Origin of the sequence: Flavobacterium saccharophilum (assembly GCF_900142735.1) — a bacterium.
Taxonomy (GTDB): Bacteria; Bacteroidota; Bacteroidia; order Flavobacteriales; family Flavobacteriaceae; genus Flavobacterium; species Flavobacterium saccharophilum.
Genome location: NZ_FRBY01000002.1, coordinates 940,141 through 963,501, shown reverse-complemented (window position 1 = coordinate 963,501; position 23,361 = coordinate 940,141). Strand labels below are relative to the sequence as shown.

General features: G+C 32.1%; 19 protein-coding genes. 13 read left to right on the top strand and 6 right to left on the bottom strand.

The features are described 5' to 3' along the window. Nucleotides 1-31 precede the first annotated feature (31 nt). Nucleotides 32-1,810 (top strand): ABC transporter ATP-binding protein, encoded by a 1,779-nt coding sequence (locus tag BUA98_RS09665; protein WP_072971539.1) that lies wholly within the window; start codon nucleotides 32-34, stop codon nucleotides 1,808-1,810. Here the strand turns inward: BUA98_RS09665 and BUA98_RS09660 are convergent. After that, nucleotides 1,791-2,177: a ribosomal maturation YjgA family protein gene (locus tag BUA98_RS09660; RefSeq protein ID WP_072971536.1), complete on the bottom strand. Its 387-nt coding sequence runs from the start codon at nucleotides 2,175-2,177 to the stop codon at nucleotides 1,791-1,793. The genes BUA98_RS09665 and BUA98_RS09660 overlap by 20 nt on opposite strands. Before the next feature lie 170 nt (nucleotides 2,178-2,347). On the opposite strand from BUA98_RS09660, the gene BUA98_RS09655 reads away from it, so the two are divergent. The 4 genes from BUA98_RS09655 (at nucleotide 2,348) to BUA98_RS09640 (ending at nucleotide 5,383) form a co-directional block, all read left to right on the top strand. Next, the gene (locus BUA98_RS09655; protein ID WP_072971534.1) at nucleotides 2,348-2,950 is read left to right on the top strand and encodes a transposase; all 603 of its coding nucleotides are present in this window, start codon (nucleotides 2,348-2,350) and stop codon (nucleotides 2,948-2,950) included. A gap of 176 nt (nucleotides 2,951-3,126) precedes the next feature. Then, entirely contained in the window at nucleotides 3,127-4,305 is a 1,179-nt protein-coding gene (locus BUA98_RS09650; RefSeq protein ID WP_072971531.1) for a glycoside hydrolase family 88 protein, read from the top strand. Nucleotides 4,306-4,317: 12 nt separating this feature from the next. Continuing rightward, nucleotides 4,318-4,722: a hypothetical protein gene (locus BUA98_RS09645; protein WP_072971528.1), complete on the top strand. Its 405-nt coding sequence runs from the start codon at nucleotides 4,318-4,320 to the stop codon at nucleotides 4,720-4,722. A 229-nt stretch (nucleotides 4,723-4,951) separates the two neighbouring features. Further along, the gene (locus BUA98_RS09640; RefSeq protein WP_072971525.1) at nucleotides 4,952-5,383 is read left to right on the top strand and encodes a hypothetical protein; all 432 of its coding nucleotides are present in this window, start codon (nucleotides 4,952-4,954) and stop codon (nucleotides 5,381-5,383) included. Between the two features lie 80 nt (nucleotides 5,384-5,463). Here BUA98_RS09640 and BUA98_RS09635 read toward each other — a convergent pair whose 3' ends face one another. After that, on the bottom strand, nucleotides 5,464-6,975 hold the full coding sequence (locus BUA98_RS09635; protein ID WP_072971523.1) for an FMN-binding glutamate synthase family protein: 1,512 nt from the start codon (nucleotides 6,973-6,975) through the stop codon (nucleotides 5,464-5,466). Nucleotides 6,976-6,999: 24 nt separating this feature from the next. Further along, nucleotides 7,000-7,782, bottom strand: coding sequence for an NYN domain-containing protein (locus tag BUA98_RS09630; protein WP_072971521.1), 783 nt, complete (start codon nucleotides 7,780-7,782; stop codon nucleotides 7,000-7,002). 372 nt (nucleotides 7,783-8,154) lie between these two features. On the opposite strand from BUA98_RS09630, the gene BUA98_RS09625 reads away from it, so the two are divergent. Both BUA98_RS09625 and BUA98_RS09620 read left to right on the top strand, forming a co-directional pair. After that, entirely contained in the window at nucleotides 8,155-9,417 is a 1,263-nt protein-coding gene (locus BUA98_RS09625) for a cysteate-C-fatty acyltransferase (protein WP_072971517.1), read from the top strand. Nucleotides 9,418-9,545: 128 nt separating this feature from the next. Then, entirely contained in the window at nucleotides 9,546-10,025 is a 480-nt protein-coding gene (locus BUA98_RS09620) for a hypothetical protein (protein ID WP_072971514.1), read from the top strand. An 86-nt stretch (nucleotides 10,026-10,111) separates the two neighbouring features. Here the strand turns inward: BUA98_RS09620 and BUA98_RS09615 are convergent, their stop codons facing one another. Next, nucleotides 10,112-11,230: a GTP cyclohydrolase gene (locus BUA98_RS09615; protein ID WP_072971511.1), complete on the bottom strand. Its 1,119-nt coding sequence runs from the start codon at nucleotides 11,228-11,230 to the stop codon at nucleotides 10,112-10,114. A 47-nt stretch (nucleotides 11,231-11,277) separates the two neighbouring features. Beyond that, complete coding sequence (locus tag BUA98_RS09610) at nucleotides 11,278-12,246, bottom strand: transporter (protein ID WP_072971508.1); 969 nt, start codon at nucleotides 12,244-12,246, stop codon at nucleotides 11,278-11,280. A 124-nt stretch (nucleotides 12,247-12,370) separates the two neighbouring features. On the opposite strand from BUA98_RS09610, the gene BUA98_RS09605 reads away from it, so the two are divergent. From BUA98_RS09605 to BUA98_RS09580, 6 genes are all read left to right on the top strand, one after another. Next, nucleotides 12,371-12,655 (top strand): DUF4834 family protein, encoded by a 285-nt coding sequence (locus tag BUA98_RS09605; RefSeq protein ID WP_072971505.1) that lies wholly within the window; start codon nucleotides 12,371-12,373, stop codon nucleotides 12,653-12,655. Nucleotides 12,656-12,705: 50 nt separating this feature from the next. Next, the gene (locus BUA98_RS09600; RefSeq protein WP_072971502.1) at nucleotides 12,706-15,162 is read left to right on the top strand and encodes a YfhO family protein; all 2,457 of its coding nucleotides are present in this window, start codon (nucleotides 12,706-12,708) and stop codon (nucleotides 15,160-15,162) included. Between the two features lie 64 nt (nucleotides 15,163-15,226). Then, nucleotides 15,227-16,516: a glycosyltransferase family 4 protein gene (locus BUA98_RS09595; RefSeq protein WP_072971498.1), complete on the top strand. Its 1,290-nt coding sequence runs from the start codon at nucleotides 15,227-15,229 to the stop codon at nucleotides 16,514-16,516. 46 nt (nucleotides 16,517-16,562) lie between these two features. Further along, on the top strand, nucleotides 16,563-18,032 hold the full coding sequence (locus BUA98_RS09590; RefSeq protein WP_072971495.1) for an oligosaccharide flippase family protein: 1,470 nt from the start codon (nucleotides 16,563-16,565) through the stop codon (nucleotides 18,030-18,032). Nucleotides 18,033-18,128: 96 nt separating this feature from the next. Then, nucleotides 18,129-19,781: a mechanosensitive ion channel family protein gene (locus BUA98_RS09585; RefSeq protein WP_072971492.1), complete on the top strand. Its 1,653-nt coding sequence runs from the start codon at nucleotides 18,129-18,131 to the stop codon at nucleotides 19,779-19,781. Between the two features lie 245 nt (nucleotides 19,782-20,026). Beyond that, on the top strand, nucleotides 20,027-20,326 hold the full coding sequence (locus tag BUA98_RS09580) for a hypothetical protein (protein WP_072971489.1): 300 nt from the start codon (nucleotides 20,027-20,029) through the stop codon (nucleotides 20,324-20,326). A gap of 89 nt (nucleotides 20,327-20,415) precedes the next feature. Here the strand turns inward: BUA98_RS09580 and uvrA are convergent, their stop codons facing one another. Then, entirely contained in the window at nucleotides 20,416-23,211 is a 2,796-nt protein-coding gene (gene uvrA, locus BUA98_RS09575) for an excinuclease ABC subunit UvrA (RefSeq protein ID WP_072971922.1), read from the bottom strand. Nucleotides 23,212-23,361 lie beyond the last annotated feature (150 nt).

The following is a 23,361-nucleotide window of genomic DNA, read 5'->3' as shown; positions in this document are numbered from 1 at the left end:
TGATAAGTTGCCTAAAAATAAAATAAAATAAATGGAGATATCCGCCTTATATAAAAAGATAACGCCTTTTGTCAGGCCTTATCGAAAAATGGTTATTGCAACCTTATTGCTTACATTTTTAGGCTCCTTTGCTGCACAGGTAAATGCTTTAATCTTAAAATATACGGTTGATACTATTAGTAACTTGATGGTTGCCCACGAACCATTATCAAAAGGATTTCATTTATTAGGTATTATTAGTATTGTATTACTTTCCAAAGAATTGATTTATTCAGTAGTTCAATTTGGACAAAAGTTTTACGGAGAGAAACTGCGAATCTTTATAACCCGTGATATTTCGCAAACTATAGTCGAAAAAATTCTGAGTTATAGAATGGAGTTTTATACTTCGAATGAAAATGAAAGCGGAAAACTTCAAACGAGAATTGATTTAGGAATCAGTAGTTTGACGAGATTGGTTCAGAATTTTTTTATTGATATTCTGCCTTTATTCGCCAATGCCTTTGTTGCTTTGATTTTAATGTTTTATGCCAATTTCTATGTCGGTTTGGTAAGCTTGTGTATTATCCCTATTTATTTTTATGTAAGTCAACTGCAGGCCAGTAAATTAAGTGGCTTTAGAAGAAGAATGCGTTCGTATCGAGAAACAAAAAATAACGGAATCATAAGTTTAATCGAATCGATAACCGTGATTAAATCTTTTGTACGCGAACCAATGGAAGCCGATCGTCATCAGAAGATTCAATTTGAAATGACAGAAAATCAATTGGCGACCAGAAAAACGAGTTTCATTTTTGAAAGCATCAAAGGTTTTATCGAGCAAATAGGAGTGGTAATCATCATCATTCTGACAGCTTATTTTGTTTTGAATAATACCATGACCATTGGCGCGATCATGTTCCATATTATGTTGTTTAATAATGTCTCATCGCCCATCAGACAATTGCATCGAATTTATGATGAAGTAAATGATGCGTTGATTTATTCCGAAGGATTTTTCGATATTTTAGAATCAGATCAGGAAAAAGAAACTAGCGGAAATTATATTCCAGAGAAAATTGTGGGACTAATAGAAGTTAAAAATGTCGATTTCAGTTATCCAAACGGGACAAAAGCACTATCAGATATTAATTTTACAATTAAGCCGAATGAAACCAGTGCTTTAGTTGGATTAAGCGGCGCAGGGAAAAGTACGATTATCAATTTATTAGATAAATTTTATCTGCCTTCATCAGGAAAAATTTATTTGGATGGAGTTGATCTAAACGATTATGATACTGATTTTCTTCGCAAAAATATTGGACTGGTATTACAAAAGAATCATATTTTCAAAGGAACTATAGCCGAAAATATTCTCTACGGAAATCCCGATGCGACACAATCTGAAATAATAGATGCAGCCAAACAGGCATATATTCATGAACAAGTGATGCAATTGCCAAAAGGATATGATTCTGATGCGCATCTACTTTCAGGTGGACAACAACAACGAATTGCCATTGCAAGATTGTTTTTAAAAAATCCGCCAATTATTTTTCTGGATGAACCAACGGCCAGTCTCGATGCAATTGCAACAGAACAAATTAAAAAATCACTGGATGCTATTAAAAAAGACAGGACCGTAATTATTATATCACATAGTATTTCTCAAATTATTGATGCTTCGCACATAATTGTTTTGGAAAAAGGAAAGTGCATAGAACAAGGAACACATGATGAACTGTATGATAATAAATCAGTTTATTATGGAATATTTACTGCGATGGCAAATAGTCTGAATATTGAGAAAATTACGCAGACACTTGATTAGTAAAGCGTTTTAAAATAATTCTTTCAACCAAAAAAGCAATTGCAACTCCAAAAGTGTAAGCTATAATATCAGTCCAAAGAAAACCTTGTCCAAGAACATATTTTCCAAAAAGTGTTTTTCTGAGTTCGATCATCCATTCGCCCTGATAAATTTGTAGAAATTCAATGGCGTAACAAATCAATAAAGAAATAATTACTATTTGAATTGCTTTGTTGTTGATTAATATTACTCTGGTAAGCACGTAAATCATAACGGCATACAATAAATCGCCCGTACATAAAGGTATGAAACTTAATTTTCTGGAAAGTATTCCGAGACAAATAATTCCGAGGCAAGCGAGGGAGTAATGGCTTCTAAATTTTTTCAAATTATATTTTAGTTTGTCTTCTTGAAAGCAAAATTACGACGAATCTTTGGCTCTTCCTCTTTGTCAAAGTTTTGAACTTTGACAAAGATTCTTTTTTTAATAATTCTATTAAAAATAAGAAAATTCTTTCTTTTTAATTTTTACTTTTGAGGATAAAAATTAAAGGTTGGATGGATATTAGAATGCAAAATTTAGAATCGGATTGTTTTTATCATATTTATAATAGAGGTGTTAATGGTAATAAAATTTTTGAAGAAGAAGAAAATTATATGTTTTTTATGAATAAGCTGGCAAAGTATTTACAAAATGTTTGTGATGTCTATGCCTATTGTTTGATGCCAAATCATTTTCATTTTTTAATTAAAATAAAGTCCAATCAGGAATTATTGAATTTTGCTAATAAAGAGCGTAAATTACCTAAAAATTCTGGTTTGCATTCATTGCAAAACTTAGCTAGCAAACAAATTAGTAAATTGATAAGCTCTTATACGCAATCTTATAATAAAGTCTATAATCGACATGGACCGTTATTTGAATCTCCTTTTAAAAGAAAGAAAATTGATTCTGAGCAGTATTTAAAAAATGTTATAATTTATATTCATCAAAACCCAATCGAAATAAAAAGAGATTTTAAAAAATATAAATTTTCCTCATATCCTGCTATTTTATCAACTCTCAAAACTAATGTGATGAGAAATGAAGTTGTTGAATTGTTTTATGATTTAGAAAATTTAATATTTTGCAATGATAAGATAAGTGACTTAAAGTTTTAGTTTTTTTTCGTTGAGAGAAAATCTTTGTCAAAGTTTAAAACTTTGGCAAAGAAGCCAATCTTTATGATAATATTGTTATTAGTAATTATTTAGGTAAACAAAAATACAAAGATTCGAATAGATATACTTTATTTTATAAATTTATCAATTCTAAAAAACTTTACAAAAATAACCACATGATTACAAGATTTACACCATTCATTTTATCCTTGTTTCTTTTAACGGGTTCTGTCTATTCTCAAAAAAACGATTCATTTAATGTTAAGAAACAACTTGAATATTGTGCTGAGCAAGCTTCAAAAACATTAAAAGTAATTCCGGATGACGGAACTTCTCCAAGAACGGTTCCGAATGGAAGCAAAGAATGGAAATTTGTTGATTATAAAGATTGGACAAGCGGATTTTGGCCTGGAGAATTATGGTATTTGTATCAGGCAACCGGCGATAAAAAATGGGAAAAAGAAGCCGATAAATTCAGCCGATTCTTAACGCCATTATCTGTTAGTAAGGCTGGTGACCACGATTTAGGTTTTCAGGTTTTCAATAGTTTTGGAAATGGCTATCGCTTAACAAAAAACAAAGAGTATAAAGATATTATTCTGAAAACGGCTGATACTTTGGCAACACTTTTTAATCCAAAAGTAGGAACAATTCAATCGTGGCCGCATAATAAAATGGGAGGGCATAATACGATTATCGATAATATGATGAATTTAGAACTGCTTTTTTGGGCTTCTAAAAATGGTGGAAATAAAAAGTTATATAACATTGCTGTAAAACATGCTGAAACCACAATGGCCAATCATTTTAGACCTGACAATTCATCTTATCATGTTGTTATTTATGATTATGAAACAGGTAAAAAAATAAAAGGAAGAACGGCACAAGGTTATAGCGATGACAGTATGTGGGCGCGTGGTCAGGCGTGGGGTATTTATGGATTTACAATGGTTTACAGAGAAACTAAAGATCCTAAATTTTTAGATTTTGCGCATAAAATAGCGCGAGTTTATTTGGATAAATTGACAACAGAAGACTTAATTCCGTATTGGGATTTTAATGCACCAGGAATCCCTAATGAGCCAAGAGATGCTTCGGCAGCGGCCATTGTATCATCGGCACTGATTGAATTGAGTTCTTATACAAAAGATGCAACTTTGAAAAACGAATATTTGACAAAATCTAAAAAGATGATTGTTTCACTTTCCGATAATTATCAGAGTCATGATGTTAATTCGGCATTTTTGTTGCATTCAACGGGTCATAAACCTGCCGGAAGTGAAATTGACTGCTCTATAAATTATGCTGATTATTACTATTTAGAAGCTCTTTTAAGGCTTCAGAAACTAAAATAAATTTAAAAGAAAATGATGAAAAAAATAAGCAGAATTTTATTTGTAGTTGCGATTGTATTGATGGTGTTAAGCTGTAAAAATACCAAACAGAAACTTCAGGAGTATGTGATTTCCTATAATAAAACAGCTGTCAATTTTAAAAGCGAAAATGTGACACTGACAACTGCCAGAGGTTACATGAATGACAACAAAATTGAATTGCGATTTGAAACGGATTTAGAGCAAAATGAATCTAATAAAACAAAGGCTTCGACAGAATTCCCGAAGCTATTGAAGGCAATGATAAACAAGGATCAGAATTTTAAGGAATTAGTTGAAGAAGGAGTACAGTTTGATGTCTACTATCTGGCAAATGATAATACTGTTCTGGAGAAAAGAATAATTAATAAGGAAGAAATGTCTTTATTGATGAAGTAAGTAATTCGAATTATCATTTTTAGAATATTCTAAGCCTCTTTAATCGTTTTTAAAGAGGTTTTTTTTGGAAAAACAATTCGTTTTTGGTTTTTGTAAATTCAATAATTTCTGACTATTAATTTATTTGTAGTTAAATAATTACGTTTTATTGTTTTTTTTAATGCATGTTGCTTTTGTGTTAAAAGTTTGTTATGTTTGAGTTAAAAAATAACTATAAAACCAAAAAATTATGAAAAAAATTACCCAAATCGCATTTGCTCTTTCCTTTGCTTTACTGCTTGTAAGCTGTAAAAACACCAAACAGAAGATACAGGAACATGTTAGTAATTATAATACTACTTCTTCTATAAAAGGTGGAAATGTTGTTAGTACAAGTGCAAAAGCATTTTTAAATGATAACAAAATTGAAATTAGAATAGAGACAAATCTGGAAGGTACTGATGCGAACAAATTGGCCTATAAAGATACTTTTCCTGAATTGTTGAAAGAAATGGTTAAAAATGACCAAATTTCGCCAGAATTAATCGAAGAAGGAGTAAAGTTTGATGTGTACTTTATATCTTATAATAATATAATTCTTGCGCAGCAATTAGTTGATAAGGAAGAATTGGCGGTTATAGAAAATGGTTCTGCAGCTGGTAAAGAAACTGCAAAGCTTTAATTGAAATAAATGTCAAAAAACATAAATTACCAAAATATAAGAAAGCCTCTTTGAAATTTACAAAGAGGCTTTTTTTATTCTTAATGTTTGGTGACGTTTGTTAATTGATCAGGGAAATACGAGTCTGATAAATTGGCAAATTCATCACCACGCATGAAGATGTTAATATCAACATCAGCAAAACTTTTCTTTCCTGCTGCTGCTAAAAGTTCATTAGCCGCATGCAAAGTATTTTTATGAAAGTGGTAAACACGCTCTGATTTATCGGTGACAACCAAACCTTTCATCAGCATTTTATTTTGAGTTGCCACTCCGGTTGGACATTCATTATTATGACAGCGTAAAGCCTGAATACAGCCTAATGAAAACATAAATCCACGGGCACTATTACACATATCAGCACCTAAAGCGATTGCGTGTAAAATAGAATAACCAGAAATGATTTTTCCACTTCCTATAATGCGTATTTTATCACGAATATTTAATCCAACTAATGTTTTGTTTACAAATATCAGGGCAGGTTCAAAAGGCATTCCAACTCCATCTGCAAATTCAAGTGGCGCTGCTCCGGTACCTCCTTCGGCACCATCAACGGTTATAAAATCAGGATAAATATCTTCTGCAATCATTTCGTGACAAATGGCTTCAAATTCGGCTGTATTTCCAATACATAATTTAAATCCGATAGGTTTTCCATTTGATAATTCACGCAACTGTTTTATAAAATGAACCAAACCTTTACTGTCTGAAAAAGCATGATGTCCGGGAGGAGAAAGAATGGTTGTATGTGGTTCAACCCCTCTGATTTTAGCAATTTGAACTGTATTTTTTGCAGATGGAAGTACACCTCCATGACCAGGTTTTGCACCTTGCGAAAGTTTGATTTCAATCATTTTTACATTCGGAAGATTGGCTTTTTCTGAGAATTTTTCAGGACTGAAAGTTCCATCAGCAGCGCGACAACCAAAATATCCTGTACCAATTTGCCAGGTAATATCACCACCGCCAGCCAAATGATATTCGGTTAAACCACCCTCTCCGGTATTTTGGTAGAAATTTCCTTTTTTGGCACCAATATTTATGGCACGAACTGCATTTTCACTTAGCGAACCAAAACTCATTGCAGAAACATTAAATAAAGAAGCTAAATAAGGTTGTTTACAATCTCTTCCGCCAACCAGAACACGTGGTAATTCTTCGTTTACTTTGGCAGGAAAAATAGAATGTTTTATTCCTTCGTAATTATCCTGGTTTAAATTTAGCTGCGTTCCGAAAGGAGAATTTGAATCGATATTTTTTGCTCTTTGATAAACCAAAGAGCGCTGATTTCTTGAGAAAGGTTTTCCGTCAGTAGATCTTTCAATAAAATATTGTTGAATTTCAGGTGCTATCATTTCGAATAAATACCTGAAATAACCCAAGACCGGGAAGTTTCTTAAAATGGCGTGCTTTTTTTGAATAATATTATAAATACCAACCACCAGTAAGATTGGAAGAATAATGACCAGTAAAAAACCACGTTTTGTATAAAAATAAATGGTAACAACAATTATTAACAATAAGAATCCGTAGATAAAGAATTTTTTTCTCATGTTATAAATATTAAAAAGTAATAATTAATTGAATCTCAAACGAACGTAAACGTGCTTAATGCCTTTTTTATCTGATTCTCTTTCGTCGATTTCAAGAATATCAGTCAATGATTTCAGCATAGGCGTAAGCTTAGAAAAACCGTAATTTCTAGGATCAAATTCAGGTTTTTTCTTTACGATCAAATTCCCAACATCTCCTAAAAAGGCCCAGCCATCATCATCTTCAATGTCTTCGATTGTAGCTTCAATAAGTTCAATGGTTTGTTTGTCAATTTTGTGCAATGCTTTTTCAGCTGGCTTTTCAACAGGTTTTTTGGCATCTGTAGCTACAGCCGTTTTTGGTTTTTTCTTTTGAATAGCACCGTCTAAAACTTCAATATAAATAAACCTGTCACAGGCGACTATAAAAGAATTTGGGGTTTTCTTTTCTCCAATTCCAATTACTTTCATACCAGATTCGCGGAGTCGAATCGCTAAACGCGTAAAATCACTATCGCTGGATACTATGCAAAATCCGTCTAGTTTTCCGGAATAAAGCAAATCCATTGCGTCGATAATTAAGGCCGAGTCAGAAGAGTTTTTTCCTATTGTATAGCTGTATTGTTGAATAGGAGTAATGGCGTGTTCCAGCAAAACACCTTTCCAGCCATTTGAGTTTGGCTTGGTCCAATCGGCATAAATACGTTTGGTGGTTGGTGTTCCAAATTTTGCTATTTCTTCCATCATACCTTTTACATTGCTGTAAGGTACATTATCAGCATCTATCAAGACTGCTAATTTTAAATCTTTGGAGTTGCTTAAGGGCATATCTGGATATTAAAAAATTACATACTTCCAAAGGTAAAAACTAAAATTGGTTTTATAAGAATTTGATGGTAAATAAGTCTTTTGCATTTTGTAAATTATTTTAGTTATAAATAAGTCATTATAACGTAAAAAATGCACCACCTTTATGTCAAAAAACGCCAATTAATACTTACAAAAGAAGAATAGATTTTAAAAATTAATCTTAAAATTTTAAGTTTAAACTTATTAAATTTATAGTATAATTGTTGGCTTTCCCCTTTAAATATTGATATTCAGATAAATTTTTAATAAAAATAATAGCCCAACTCTATTTTAGAATAATAATCATTATTTTTGCTCGCTGATAAATAAAATTATTACTTCAAATATATTATGGTAAAAGATTTATTCGAAAGAATCCAGAACAATAAAGGTCCTTTAGGAAAATGGGCGTCACAAGCAGAAGGTTATTTTGTATTTCCTAAATTAGAAGGAGAATTAGGTCCAAGAATGCAGTTTGGTGGGAAAAATATTTTAAACTGGAGTATAAATGACTATTTAGGGCTTGCTAATCATCCGGAAGTTCGTCAGGCTGATATTGATGCTGCAACACAATTTGGCGCAGCTTATCCAATGGGTGCACGTATGATGTCAGGACATACTAAATACCACGAGCAATTAGAAAATGAATTAGCTGAGTTTGTAATGAAACCAGCGGCTTATTTATTGAATTTTGGATATCAAGGAATGGTATCTATTATTGATGCTTTAGTAACAAAAAATGATATTATTGTTTACGATGTAGATTCTCATGCTTGTATTATTGATGGTGTTCGTTTACATATGGGTAAACGTTTTACTTATAAACACAATGATTTAGAAAGTATCGAGAAAAACCTGCAACGTGCTACTAAAATGGCTACCGAAACAGGTGGAGGAATTCTTTTTATTACTGAAGGTGTTTTTGGTATGAGAGGACAACAAGGTAAATTAAAAGAAATTGTTGCCTTAAAAGAAAAATATAATTTCAGATTATTAGTTGACGATGCACACGGTTTTGGTACACTTGGTAAAACAGGAGCAGGAGCAGGTGAGGAGCAGGGAGTTCAGGACGGCATAGATGTATACTTCTCTACTTTTGCAAAATCTATGGCAAATATTGGAGCTTTTGTGGCTGCAGATCAGGATATTATTGATTATTTAAAATATAATTTACGTTCTCAAATGTTTGCAAAAGCATTGCCAATGATTCAGACAATTGGCTCATTGAAGCGTTTAGAATTATTACGTAACCACCCGGAATTGAAAGATAAACTTTGGGAAAATGTAAATGCATTGCAAAATGGTTTACGTGAAAGAAACTTCAATATTGGAGATACTAATACTTGTGTAACGCCTGTTTATTTGGAAGGAAGCGTTCCGGAAGCAATGGTAATGGTAAATGATTTAAGAGAAAACTATGGTATTTTCTTATCTATCGTTATTTATCCGGTAATCCCAAAAGGAATTATTTTGTTAAGAATGATTCCAACTACTTCTCATACAATAGCAGATATTGATGAAACTTTAGTTGCTTTTGAAGCAATTCGTGAGAAATTAGTTAATGGAACGTATAAAGAAATTGCTAGTAGAACTACAGTCGATTTAGACGCTTAATTAGCAGTTTCAAAAAAAAATAGATTTCTTTTAAGTGGAAATTATGTAAAAGAATCCATTCGTTATACGAATGGATTTTTTTTATATGATGTAACTTTATAATTCAAAATCAGTAAATAATAAGAAGTATGAAAAAATTATCAGCATTAGTAATCGTTATTTTAAGTGTTTTTATTTCTTGTAAAAAAGAAACAACACTTCCACCTCCCCAAATAGAACCAAATCCGCCAAAAGAAGCAGAAATTGTAGAACCTGCAGGAGATCAATGTTATACTTCAAGACTTAATGGTAATATTGTAGCGATAAGTTTTAATGTGAACTCACATCAGGAAGTAAACGGAAAATTGAGTTATAACATCACAGGAAAAGATAAAAATGAAGGTACTATAATCGGTAATATGAAAGGTGATACGCTTATTGCAGATTATACTTTCATGTCTGAAGGAGTTTCTTCGGTAAGAGAGGTTGTGTTTTTACAAAAAGACGGTACTCTAATTGAAGGATATGGAGATGTAGTTGATGCTAATAATAAGGTTACTTTTAAAGATAAAAAGAAATTAAAATTTGATGCAAAAAATACGTTGACAAAATCAGATTGCCCACAATAAAAATGAAAAATTGTAAAATGAAAAATCCATTCCGTTAAGCTGGAATGGATTTTTTTTATTTAAAGGGTCACTAGGACTCAAAATTCTTAAAGATCTTTTCTATATGTTTTTCTCTGACAGTGAATTTTTGGGTCAAAGTTCTTCCAAAGTAAGTGAATTGCATTGTTCTCTAATAACTCTGGAGTTCTAATACAGTTTTGAATTCCTTTTTCTGAAAAGGTTTTGTAATATTCATCAAAAATAATAGCGGTAACACCTTTATTTTGATAATCCGGATGAACACCTATCAGATAAAAAACAACATCTTTACTGTGTTTTTTTGCTTTTAATAACTGCAAGAAACCAAATGGAAATAGTTTACCTTTTATTTTTTGCAATGCCTCTGTAAAACTTGGCATAACAATACTAAAGGCAACTAAATTATCGTCTTTATCAACTACAAACTTAATGTATTCAGGATTGATGAAGCTGATGTATTTCTTTTTAAAATATGCTTTCTGCACATCTGAAATTGCAACAAATGAAGCAAGATTAGCATAAGTCTCATTAAACAAATCAAACATTTTGTCTACGTGAGGCATAATGTCTTTAGTCTTAGTAAAATTTAATGCTCTTAACTCATAACGTTTTTTAATCAACGCCTGTGCTTTTAAGAAGAACTCAGGTTTTACATTCGAAAATGGAAATATACTTTCGATATATTGTTTCTCAACCTGAAACCCTAGTTGCTCTAAATGTGTTACATAATACGCATGATTATACCAGGTAATCATGGTTCCAACCTGATCATAACCTTCGGTAAGAACACCAACTTTATCCAGGTTTGAAAATCCCATCGGTCCTTCAACGTGTTCCAGATTATGTTTTCTGCCGAGTTCGTTTACCTTCTCTAATAAAGCTTTTGTAACTTCAATGTCATCAATAACATCAAACCATCCAAAACGTACTTTTCTTTTATGTTGATTGTTAACTTCAGACCAATTTATAATTGCAGTAATACGGCCAACAACTTCATTGTTTTTGTAGGCCATATAAAAGTAAGCTTCTGCATGATCAAAAGCCGGGTTTTTTGTTTTGTCAAAAGACTCTAATTCATCAGCAATAATTGGCGGAACCCAATATGGGTTATCTTTATATAATGAAAACGGAAACTTAATATATTCTGTTAATTCCTTTTTGGTTTTGGCTTCTTTAATTGTAATCATTAAAAGTCTTAATTGTTTTCTCTTTTTAGAGAAGTTCAGTTAGTAATTTATTCATATTTAGCTTTACGCTTTCTTTCTTTTTCCTGATAATCTATATTTTCCTCAGCATCCTTATTTTTAGCTTTTTTATCCTTCTTAAAGGTCATCTCTTGCTTTTCCTTATACCAACCGTCGTAACGCCATGAAAAACCAACTCCGCCGTATAATACAGAAGGTGTGTTTTTAAAGTTGGTACTTATTGAAGCATCAATCTGCATGTTCGAATTTAGTAAATAAGCGGCACCTCCGCGAAGAATTGCATCACTGTAAAAATCACTTTTATATCCCTGATTTTCAATAAAACCAGACCATTTGTTGTTAAATCCGTGCGTCAAAGTTAATACATATCCGTAACTTGGATAATCAGTTGTGATATAATCGGCAATAAAATTAGTAACAAATACCCATTTTCCGTCTCCAAAAAGATTTTGGGTAATTAATACTACTTTAGGAGAAATGCTTGATTGTGGTGAAAATGAATAAGGATTATCTGCTCCAACAAAATTAGCTCCTGCAAATACTGAAACCGCAGGTATTAGTTGGTGCCAGTTAAAAGAATGATTTGCTTTGTAACTATAAATATTAGCTGTTTTTTCGTAATTATGATAAGGATCGTAAATCAAATATTTAGCTCCTAAAACGGTTTGTCTAAAGTTGTTTTTTTTATAACTGGTGTATGGAGTGTCAAAGTTTTCCATTTGATATTGCAGATCGAGAATAAATTCAAGTTTTTCCATAAATGCTCCATAACGCACTGTTAAATCAGTTCCGAAACCGCTTGCATCATAATCTAATAAATCGTGTTTTTCTTTAATTCCGTAAACACCAATTTCTCCCTGAATCACTGACTTGCCAACTGCGTAAGCAGACATAGTTTCGCCAGGACGATTTGAATTAATAACGTCTGTGTATTGTGCAAAGAAAAGTTGTGGTGATAAAAAAAGAGTTGTAATAAATAAGTTTTTAATTTTTAACATAAATGTATTTTTTGATTAAAAAACTATAACGCATTTCAAATGTACTATATTTTATTATTTATTTAAGATTGATATTTTAATTTTAAACAACGGATTTATTAATTTTGGCAAAAATTATACGATTATGCAAGAAGCATCTTTTACAAATTTGTTTAAAACGATAATGTGGATCATTGCGTTTTATTATATTTTCAAATTTTTAGCCAGAATCTTTTTGCCAGTATTGGTAAAAAAAGCGGTTGAAAAAGCAGGTGAGAATTTTCAGAGACAGCAACAATATAGCCAGGATAACTCATGGCAAAAAACACGTACTAACAATGATGAGATAATCATCAACACTGCTAATGCAAAAAATCCTCGCGAAACCAAAAAGGTTGGCGATTATGTTGATTACGAAGAAATAGATTAAGTTTGTGTCCTAGTTAATAGGATTCATCATTTAACCCAAACCAACCTAAATTGAAAATAGTAAATAAGTTCTATCCGCATGCCCTTGTTATATTGGGCTTTATTCTCGTTTCGTTAATTTATTTTTATCCAGTCTTACAAGGAAAACAAATTTTCCAGTCGGATATTGCACAATATACCGGAATGGCAAAAGAGCAAAATGACTTTAGAGCCGCTGAAAATGCAGAACCTTATTGGACAAACTCTGCTTTTGGGGGAATGCCAACTTACCAGTTAGGAGCCAATTATCCTAATGATTTTGTGGGTAAACTGGATGATGTTTTGCGATTTTTACCTCGCCCTTCAGATTACCTATTTCTATACTTCTTAGGTTTTTACGGTTTGTTATTAGTTTTAAAAACAGATCCGCTTAAAGCATTTATCGGCGCAATTGCGTTCGGTTTTTCTACTTATTTAATTATTATTTTGGGAGTTGGCCATAATGCAAAGGCGCACGCAATTGCTTATATGCCACTAGTTATAGCTGGTTTTATATTGGTTTTTCAGAAAAAATATATTTGGGGAGGCTTGCTCACCATGTTTGCGGTCGCGTTGGAAGTAAATGCGAACCATTTTCAAATGACGTATTATCTTTTGATCTTCTTGCTAATTCTTTCCGGATATTTTGCTTTTCATTTTATTAAGGAAAAAGATTATAAAGGACTTTTAAAAGCTATTGGTGCCTTAACTGTGGCCGGAATTTTTGCTATTGGTGCCAATGCAGGAAATTTATTAGCAACCAGCGAATATGCAAAGTACAGTATTCGTGATAAAAGCGAATTGACTTTTAATCCTGACGGATCTAAAAATGAAACAACTGCTTCAATGACAACGGACTATATTACAGAATATAGTTATGGAATCGCAGAAAGTTTAAATTTAATCGCACCAAGAATCTTCGGAGGGTCAAGCCATGAAAATGTAGGTACAGACAGCCGAATGTATTCGTTTATGATAGAACAGGGAGTTCCTTCAGATCAGGCACAGGATTTTGTTTCGGGAATGCCAACTTATTGGGGAGATCAGCCAATTGTATCTGCGCCAGCCTATATTGGTGTAGTGGTTTTCTTTTTGGCGGTTCTGGCTTTATTTATTGATGAAAGAAAAATAAAATATGTATTTCTTGGTGGAGCATTATTTACGTTGATGCTTTCCTGGGGAAAAAATTTCTCATTACTGACTAACTTTTTTATCGAATACGTTCCGATGTACGATAAGTTTAGAGCAGTATCTTCTATTCAGGTTATATTAGAGTTATGTATTCCTGTGCTTGCAGTTATGGGATTACAGTCCTTTTTTAAAGCTAAAGATGAACCAAAACTACAGCAAAAAGCTTTGATTCAGACTGGAGTTTTCGGGCTAGGGGTTTTATTGATCTTAGTTATTGCTAAAGGAATGTTCCATTTTACAGGGATGAGTGACAATGCTTACTTGCAGAGTTATGGCCCTGCTTTTGTTGATGCCTTAAAAGAAGACAGAATGAGTTTGTATTCTGCAGATTTATTGCGTTCAGGATTCTTTATTGTGATTACATTTGGAATTTTATGGTTGTTCATTAAGAATAAATTAGCTCAGAATACGACATTAATTCTTGTGGGTATCTTAATGATTTTCGATTTGTTTTTTGTTGATAAAAGATACGTTTCTGCTAAAGATTTTGTGAGTCCGGTGCAAATTGCAGCTCCATTTCAGGAAACTCCAATTGACGCTAAAATTTTAGAAGATAAATCAATCTATCGTGTTTTTGATGTACAAGGGCAGTTACAGGGAAGGTCTTCTTATTTTCATAAAACTATTGGCGGATATAGTGCTGTACGCCCAAGAAGAATGCAGCAATTAATGGATTATCAAATTCAAAAAGGAAATATTGAAGTGCTTAATATGTTAAATGTTAAGTATGTAATTCAAACAGATAAAGAAGGAAATGAAGTTCCAGTTGCAAATCCTGAAGCAAACGGAAATGCCTGGTTTGTTGGTGCGGTAAGACTGGTAAACAAACCTGACGATGTTATGAAAGCTTTAAACGACCTTGATACTAAAAAGGTAGCCGTTTTTAATGTTCATGATTATGAAAGTAAATTTGAAAATGCAAGAGCAAAAAAACAATGGGATACAACCGGTACAATAAAAGTTGTAGAATATAAACCAAACTACATTAAATATCAATCAGATAATGGAAAAGAAGGTTTAGCTGTCTTCTCTGAAATGTACTATAAAAATGGATGGAATGCTTACGTTGATGGTAAATTGACAGATCATTTTCCTGTAGATTATGTTTTAAGAGCCATGGAAGTTCCGGGCGGAAAACACACGATTGAATTCAAATTTGAACCACAAGTTGTAAAAACCGGAGGTACAATTACATTGGTAAGTTCTATCGGAATGTTATTGCTTTTGATTGGTGGAATTTATTTTGAAAAATTCTTCCGCAAAGATTCACAAAGAAATCACGGAGATACTCAAAAGTAAATTTAAATAATCTTTGCGAAACTTTGCAGGAACTTTGTGAGTCTCTGTGAAACCAATCAATCTAATGGAACAAAAAAAACTTTTAATTATTACTTATTATTTTCCACCAGCTGGAGGTCCTGGTGTGCAGCGTTGGTTGAAATTTGTTAAGTATTTACCTGATTTTAATGTTCAGCCAATTGTTTATGTTCCTGAGAATCCAACCTATCCAATTATTGATGAAGGTTTGGTTAATGAAATATCTGATAAGGTGATTGTTCTTAAGAATAAAATCTGGGAGCCATATCAATTAGCTGCTATTTTTTCAAAAAAGAAAACAAAGAAAATCAGTTCCGGAATTTTTCCACATCAAAAAAAACAAACCTTTTTAGATAAAACTTTTCTTTGGGTTCGTGGTAATCTTTTTATTCCGGATGCTCGTGTATTTTGGGTGAAACCTTCAGTTTCGTACCTGGAGAAATACATTAAAGAAAATAATATAGACACAATCGTAACATCTGGACCACCACATAGTTTACATTTGATTGGACTGGAGTTACAAGAAAAATTAAACGTAAAATGGTTTGCGGATTTCCGTGATCCCTGGACCACAATAGGATACCACAAAGCATTACGTTTGTCTAATTATGCTGCTAAAAAACATAAAAGTTTAGAGCATAAAGTATTAAATAGTGCTGACACAATCATTGTAACCAGTAAAACGACTAAAGCCGAATTTCAGGCTATTACCAGTAAGCCAATTTCGGTTATTACAAACGGTTACGATATTGAAAATGTAGAAAAACAGACTTTAGATGCTAAATTTACTTTAGCTCATATCGGATCTTTTTTATCAGACAGAAATCCAAAGTTTTTATGGGAATGTCTGGTAGAGTTGCTAAAGGAAATCCCTGATTTTAAATCGGATTTAGAAATCAAATTGATTGGAGCAGTAAGTCAGGAAGTTCTTGATTCGATTCAGGAGTTTGATTTGAATTCTTATTTAAATCTTCTGGGTTATGTTTCGCATCATGAAGCAATTGCACATCAAAAGAAATCCCAGGTTTTACTTCTAATCGAAATTAATTCGGAAGACACTAAAAGTATTATTCCGGGTAAACTGTTTGAATATATGGTATCGAACCGCCCAATAATCGCTATTGGTCCACAAGGTTCTGATTTTGCAGATATTATAAAAGAAACCAATACAGGAGTATTTTTTGATTATTCTGAAAAAGCGAAGTTAAAAAGTGTAATTTTGGACTTTTATAATCAATTTTTGGAAGGGAAATTACAGGCCAATGGAGTTGGTTTACAGCAATATTCAAGAAAAAACCTTACCAGGCAATTGGCACAATTGATTAATGAATCATAAGATTACAATAATCTAAAATCTAAAATCTAAATTCAGCAATCAAAACATGGGTATTGTTTTAAATCAGTCTTTCAAAAATACAATTATTACTTATATAGGCTTCGGAATTGGAGCTATTAATACACTTTATTTGTACCCAATTTATTTAGGAGCAACCTATTATGCCCTTACTAATTATATATTGTCTGCCGCAAATGTGATCATGCCATTGTTTGCCATTGGAATGCAAAATACCCTCGTCAAGTTTTATTCACAGTATAAAACCGAAGAAGAGAGAGAGCAGTTTTTGTCTTTTACTGCATTATTTCCAATCTTAATGTGTATTCCGTTAGGTATAATCGGTATTTTTTTCTTTGATGATATTACTGCTTTTGTTTCTAAGGAAAATCCCGTAGTTAGAGAGTTTATGCTTTTAATTCCATTTGTTGGACTATGCATGGCTTACTTTGAAATCTTTTATGCGTGGGCGAGAGTTCATATGCATTCTGTTTTTGGGAATTTTATAAAGGAGGTTGGTTTACGCTTAGTATCTACTGTTGCATTAATCGGTTTGTATTTTAAGTGGATGACTTTAATCCAGTTTGTTTACTTTACTGCGGCGATTTATTTTGTAGCATTTTTGATTACAATGTTTTATGCTTTCTATATTAAAAAGCCTAATTTTCAAATAGCAATACCTGCTAATGTAAAAAGTGTCATGGAATATACTTTTTATATTATCTTATCAGGAAGTGTGGCTAATTTGCTTTTAGATGGTGATAAATTGATATTGAATCAATATATGGAAATCGAAAATATTGCCTATTATTCGGTTGCGACCTATATTGCCTTGGTTATTTCGGTTCCTAGTCGTGCAATGCATCAAATTGTGTATCCGATCACAGCTAAATTAATGCACGAAAATAAACATGACGAACTTAATAGTTTGTATAAAAAAACGTCTATAAACCTTCAAATCGTGGGCGGTTTTGTAATGCTGTGTATATTTGTAAATATCAATCAATTGTATGAGATTGTTCCTGAAGACTATAGAGGAGGTATTCCTGTAGTTTTTATGATTGGCTTATCAAAATATTTTGATCTGATTTTAGGGAATAATAATGCTATTATTTTTAATACAAAATATTACCGCACCGTATTGTTTTTAGGATTAGGACTGGTTGTTTTAACTTTTGTTTTAAATGTAATTTTTATACCAATTTTTGGTATTATGGGTTCTGCATTTGCTACGTTATTGTCTATAACCTGTTATAGTTTGGCTAAATTACTTTTTGTGGTAAAAAAACTTGATTTATATCCTTTTACAAAACAAAACTTATATTCTCTTGCAATAACGACGCTTCTGTTTTTGATCTTTTACTTTTGGGAATTTCCAGTTTATCCTTTAGTTGGAATTGCATTAAAATCTATTTTGGTTACAATTGTATATGTTTATCTAAATTATAAATTTAATATCTCTCCCGATATTAATGAGGTGCTTAATAATTTATTGAAAAAAGCAAAAATTAGAATTTAGTACGATTTTATTTAGAAAGTAGGATGTAATTAAATTTCGAAGCTATTTTGTTTTTATATTTGTTAGAAAGGATAATCAATTTATTTCTGGCATTTTATGAAAAAGAAATTACTTTGTTTTTTACTATTGTTTGTTGTTTTATTTTCTCCAGTAGTCTTCGCTCAAAAAGACACTTTAAAAACTGGACAAACCACTATTCCAGATCCAAAGTTAAAAGGATATCCAATAGTTCCTTTTAAAGACACGCTTTTTTACGTTTATAATAAGGTAGGTTCTTTTTCTGCAGAAAATAGAGCAAATGCTATTACTGAAAAAATTAGGAAACTCTATCATGATTCTTTTTTTGAAAGCGATTCTATTGTTGTTGTTCCTTCAGATATTTCTCAGGATATCACTTATAAAGGTGATTTTATAATTATGTCTGTTCTGGATATTGATGGAAAGGTCGAAAATGAAACTCCTGCTTTTATTGCAAAACGCAATTTAACTTTAATAAAGAATGCGGTTGTTTATCAAAATGAAAATTATTCTCAACTTCCGAAACGCCTCGGTTACACGGTTTTACTGATTTTAATAATTGGTTTGGTTTTGTATTTTGTTGGTAAAATTTTTAATTGGATAAAATATCGAATCTTAAAAAAGAGCGATAGATATTTTAAGGGATTCAATTATAATAACATCAATATTTTATCACCTCACAAACAGCAGTTTGTATTGATGCGTTTATTTGGAGCTATTAAGATTATTACCCTGATTTTTATTGTTTACCTTTCATTACCAGTTTTATTTAGCATATTTCCAGCGACGGAGGCCTATACTACAACTTTGTTACGTTGGATATTGACTCCTGCAAAATTGGCTATAATGGGCTTTGTACACTTTTTACCAAGTCTGATTACGATTATTGTTATTATTGTCATTTTTAGATATAGTATAAAAATTATCAAATTCTTCTTTGATGAGATTAAAAAGGAAAACATAAAAATTGACGGATTTTATAATGATTGGGCTATGCCAACATTTAATATCATTAGATTATTAATGTATGCTTTTATGCTGGTTATTATTTTTCCCTATTTACCAGGTTCTGATTCTCCTATTTTTAAAGGTGTTTCCGTATTTGTTGGTGTTTTATTTTCTTTAGGCTCTTCGAATGCCATTGCCAATATGGTTGCAGGTCTGGTCATTACGTATATGCGTCCGTTTAAAATTGGTGATTTTATAAAGATTGGTGATGTAAGTGGAGAAGTAATCGAAAAAACGGCACTGGTTACGCGTATCAGAACGCCTAAGTTTGAGGATATTACGATTCCGAATGCAACAGTTTTATCTAGTACATCAACTAACTTTTCAGCCAATACAAAACAGGCAACGAATGGATTGCTAATTCACACAACGGTTACTATTGGTTACGATGTGCCATGGAAGGATATACATAAAGCACTAATTGATGCTGCTTTAAAGACAGAGATGACTTTGAAAACTCCAGAGCCTTTTGTCCTACAAACAAGCCTTGATGATTTTTATGTGTCCTATCAAATAAATGTTTATACGAAAGAACCTACGAAACAGCCAAGGATTTATTCGTCATTACATCAGAACATTCAGGACTCTTTTAATGCTGCCGGAATAGAAATTATGTCGCCTCATTATAGCGCGCTACGTGACGGAAATACTACAACTATTCCTGAAAATTATTTAAAATCAGATTATGAAGCTCCTGCTTTCAACTTTAAAAAGAAGGATTAAGAAAAAGGTAATTTATTAATATCGTGATGTTAACATTTGAAATTTAACAGTTATTCGTTTTGTTATTTAATCTATAAAAATTAATTTTATATTGAATTTTTAGCAATGCATTATTTGATTAGGGACAGAATATCTAATTAAATGCAATAAAAATTGGAGTATGAAGTTTTTATCTGAATTGAATACCTACTAAAATTGTTAAAGTTAAAAAGAAGTATTTAGATTAATTTTAAAAAAGGAGGGTTATGAAAAAGAATCAACTGAGTCAGGAACAAAGTTTACAAGTATTTTCAAAAATGATATCAAATAAGGTTCATAAAGGATTTAAGCTTGAAGAAAGAAATGATAAAATGCTTTTTGCGGTTCTTTCTAAGGGAGGAAAGGTTGTTAATCATGGTTTAAATTTTACCATTTTTTGCCTAACCTTAGGATTATGGTCATTTGCATGGCTATACCTTACTTTACAAGCATCAAAAGAGAAAAAAATACTAGTAGCTATCGATGAAGATGGTTTTCCATTTGAGGAGAGATGTTTGGTGGCATAACAATTTAAATCACAAAGTAAAAATTCCAAATTCCAATAGGATAATCGCTATTGGAATTTGGAATTTTTTTATTTGGAATTTTTTATAAATTATAGTTTGTCTTTTAAATAAACTCCTGTCACTGAATCTTTCACTTTTACAATATCTTCAGGTGTTCCAACTGCTAATAAGTGCCCTCCGTTTTCTCCGCCTTCCGGGCCCAGATCTATAATCCAGTCCGCACATTTTATTAAATCAAGATTATGTTCGATTACAATTATCGAATGCCCTTTTTCGATCAGGGCATCAAATGACTTTAGAAGTTTTTTTATGTCATGAAAATGCAAACCGGTTGTTGGCTCATCAAATACAAATAGGGCTTTGTCTTTAGTTGCTCCTTTTACAAGAAAAGAAGCCAGTTTAATACGTTGTGCTTCACCGCCTGATAATGTTGAAGAGGATTGCCCTAACTGGACATAACCTAAACCAACATCTTGTAAAGGTTGTAATTTCTGTGTTATTTTAGTTTGTTTATTTTTCTCAAAAAATGCTATAGCATCATCAATAGTCATGGTTAGAATATCGTTGATATTTTTCTCGTCAAAATTAATTTCTAAGATTTCTTTTTTGAAACGTTTTCCGCCACAAGTTTCACATGGTAAAGAAACATCAGCCATGAAGACCATTTCGACGTTTATGGAGCCTTCTCCTTTACAAGTTTCGCAGCGACCTCCATCAACATTAAAAGAAAAATGTTTTGCCTGATAACCTCTTATTTTAGATAATTTTTCTTTGGCATACAAATCACGAATATCATCGTAAGCTTTAATATAAGTTACCGGATTTGATCGTGAGCTTCTTCCAATCGGATTTTGATCTACATATTCAATGTGCTTTATTTGAGAAAATGAACCTTTTATTTCTGTAAACTGACCCGCTTTTTCAGCGGCATTTTCTAGTTTTTTCTGCATAGCAGGAAATAAAATTTTCTTTATTAAGGTACTTTTCCCACTTCCTGAAACTCCCGTGACAACTGTTAAAACGTCTAAAGGAAACGTTACATCAATATTTTTTAGGTTGTTTTCTCTCGCACCTATAATATCAATATGATTTTTGAATTTTCGTCTTTTCTTAGGAACTGAAATTTCCAAATCTCCATTTAAATATTTAGCTGTAAGAGATTCTGATTTTAAAATCTCATCATAAGTTCCCTGAGCTACTAAATTTCCTCCAAAAGTTCCTGCTTCAGGACCAATATCTATAATCATATCGGCAGCTTTCATGATATCTTCGTCGTGTTCAACCACAATAACAGTATTTCCTAAATCACGAAGCGAAAGCAAAACTTTAATCAATCGTTCAGAATCTTTTGGATGTAGACCAATACTTGGTTCATCTAAAATGTACATTGAACCAACCAGACTGCTTCCGAGTGAAGTGGCCAAATTAATACGCTGCGATTCTCCTCCTGAAAGGGTTGATGAGTTTCTGTTTAATGTTAGATAATCTAAACCAACTTCTGTCAAAAATGATAAACGATTGTTGATTTCAACCATCAAACGTTTAGCAATTTGTTGTTCATATTTGTTTAATTCAAGATTTTTGAAAAACGTAACCAAATGTTTGATTGGAAGATCGACTAAATCTGAAACTGTTTTACTGCCAATTTTCACATAAGAAGCTTCTTCACGTAAACGTTTTCCGCGACAAGCGTGGCATTTTGTTTTTCCGCGATAGCGAGATAGCATTACACGGTTCTGAATCTTATAATTTTTTTCTTCTAATTCTTTAAAGAAATCATTTAGCCCTTGAAAATATTGATTTCCTTTCCAAATCAAATCTTTTTGATCTTCTGTTAATTGGAAATAAGGTTTATGAATAGGAAAATCAAATTTGTAAGCATGTTTCACTAATTCGTCTTTGTACCAGCTCATGCTATCACCTCTCCATGGATAAATGGCGCTTTCAAAAACAGATAAAGAAGTATTTGGAACTACCAAATCAGCATCAATACCAATGATATTTCCATAACCTTCACAAACCGGGCATGCACCATAGGGGTTATTGAAACTGAATAAGTGAACATTTGGTTCTAAGAAAGTAATTCCGTCCAATTCAAAATTATTTGAATAGGTAAATCTTTTATCGGAATTCAATTCTTGAAGATAACAAATGCCTTTTCCTTCAAAAAAAGCAGTTTGCACGGCATCAGCTAAACGATTGTAGAATTCTTCTTCGTCTTTAATAACAATTCTGTCAATAATCAGAAGGATGTCTTTATTATCTAATTTATGAATTTCTGTGGGTGTAAATTCATCTAAACGAACCATTTCGTTGTCAACTAAAATACGGGCAAAACCTTGTTGTAAAAGCACTTTTAGTTTGTCTTCGAGCTGTCTTCCTTCTTCCAGATGAATAGGAGAAAGTAAAAGCCATTTACTGTCTATTTCTAATGTTTTTACATCAGAAACAACATCGGTAACCGTATTTTTTTTGACTTCTTGTCCGGAAATTGGCGAGTAAGTACGACCAATTCTGGCGAATAAAAGTTTTACATAATCATAGATTTCTGTTGAAGTACCAACCGTCGAACGGGCATTGGTAGTGTTAACTTTTTGCTCAATTGCAATGGCAGGAGCAATACCTTTAATGTATTCCACTTTTGGTTTGTCTAAACGACCAAGAAACTGACGTGCATACGATGACAAACTTTCAACATAACGACGTTGTCCTTCGGCATACAAAGTATCAAAAGCCAAACTTGATTTCCCTGATCCTGAAAGGCCAGTGATGACAACAAGTTTATTTCGGGGAATAGCGACATCTACATTTTTTAGATTGTGTACCTGCGCTCCTTTAATGATAATATTATGTTTTGGGTCGAGTGTTGAAAGATCAATTTGCATAAAAAAGTCAATTTTTACAAAAGTAATCAATTTTGAATTGAGTTTTGTTAATGCCATTGTTCCAAATCTTAACAGATTTACTTGGAGTATAGTTTATTAAAAAGCCGAAATTGTAGAACTGCTATTAAATCATAGCCCATAGTTTCAACC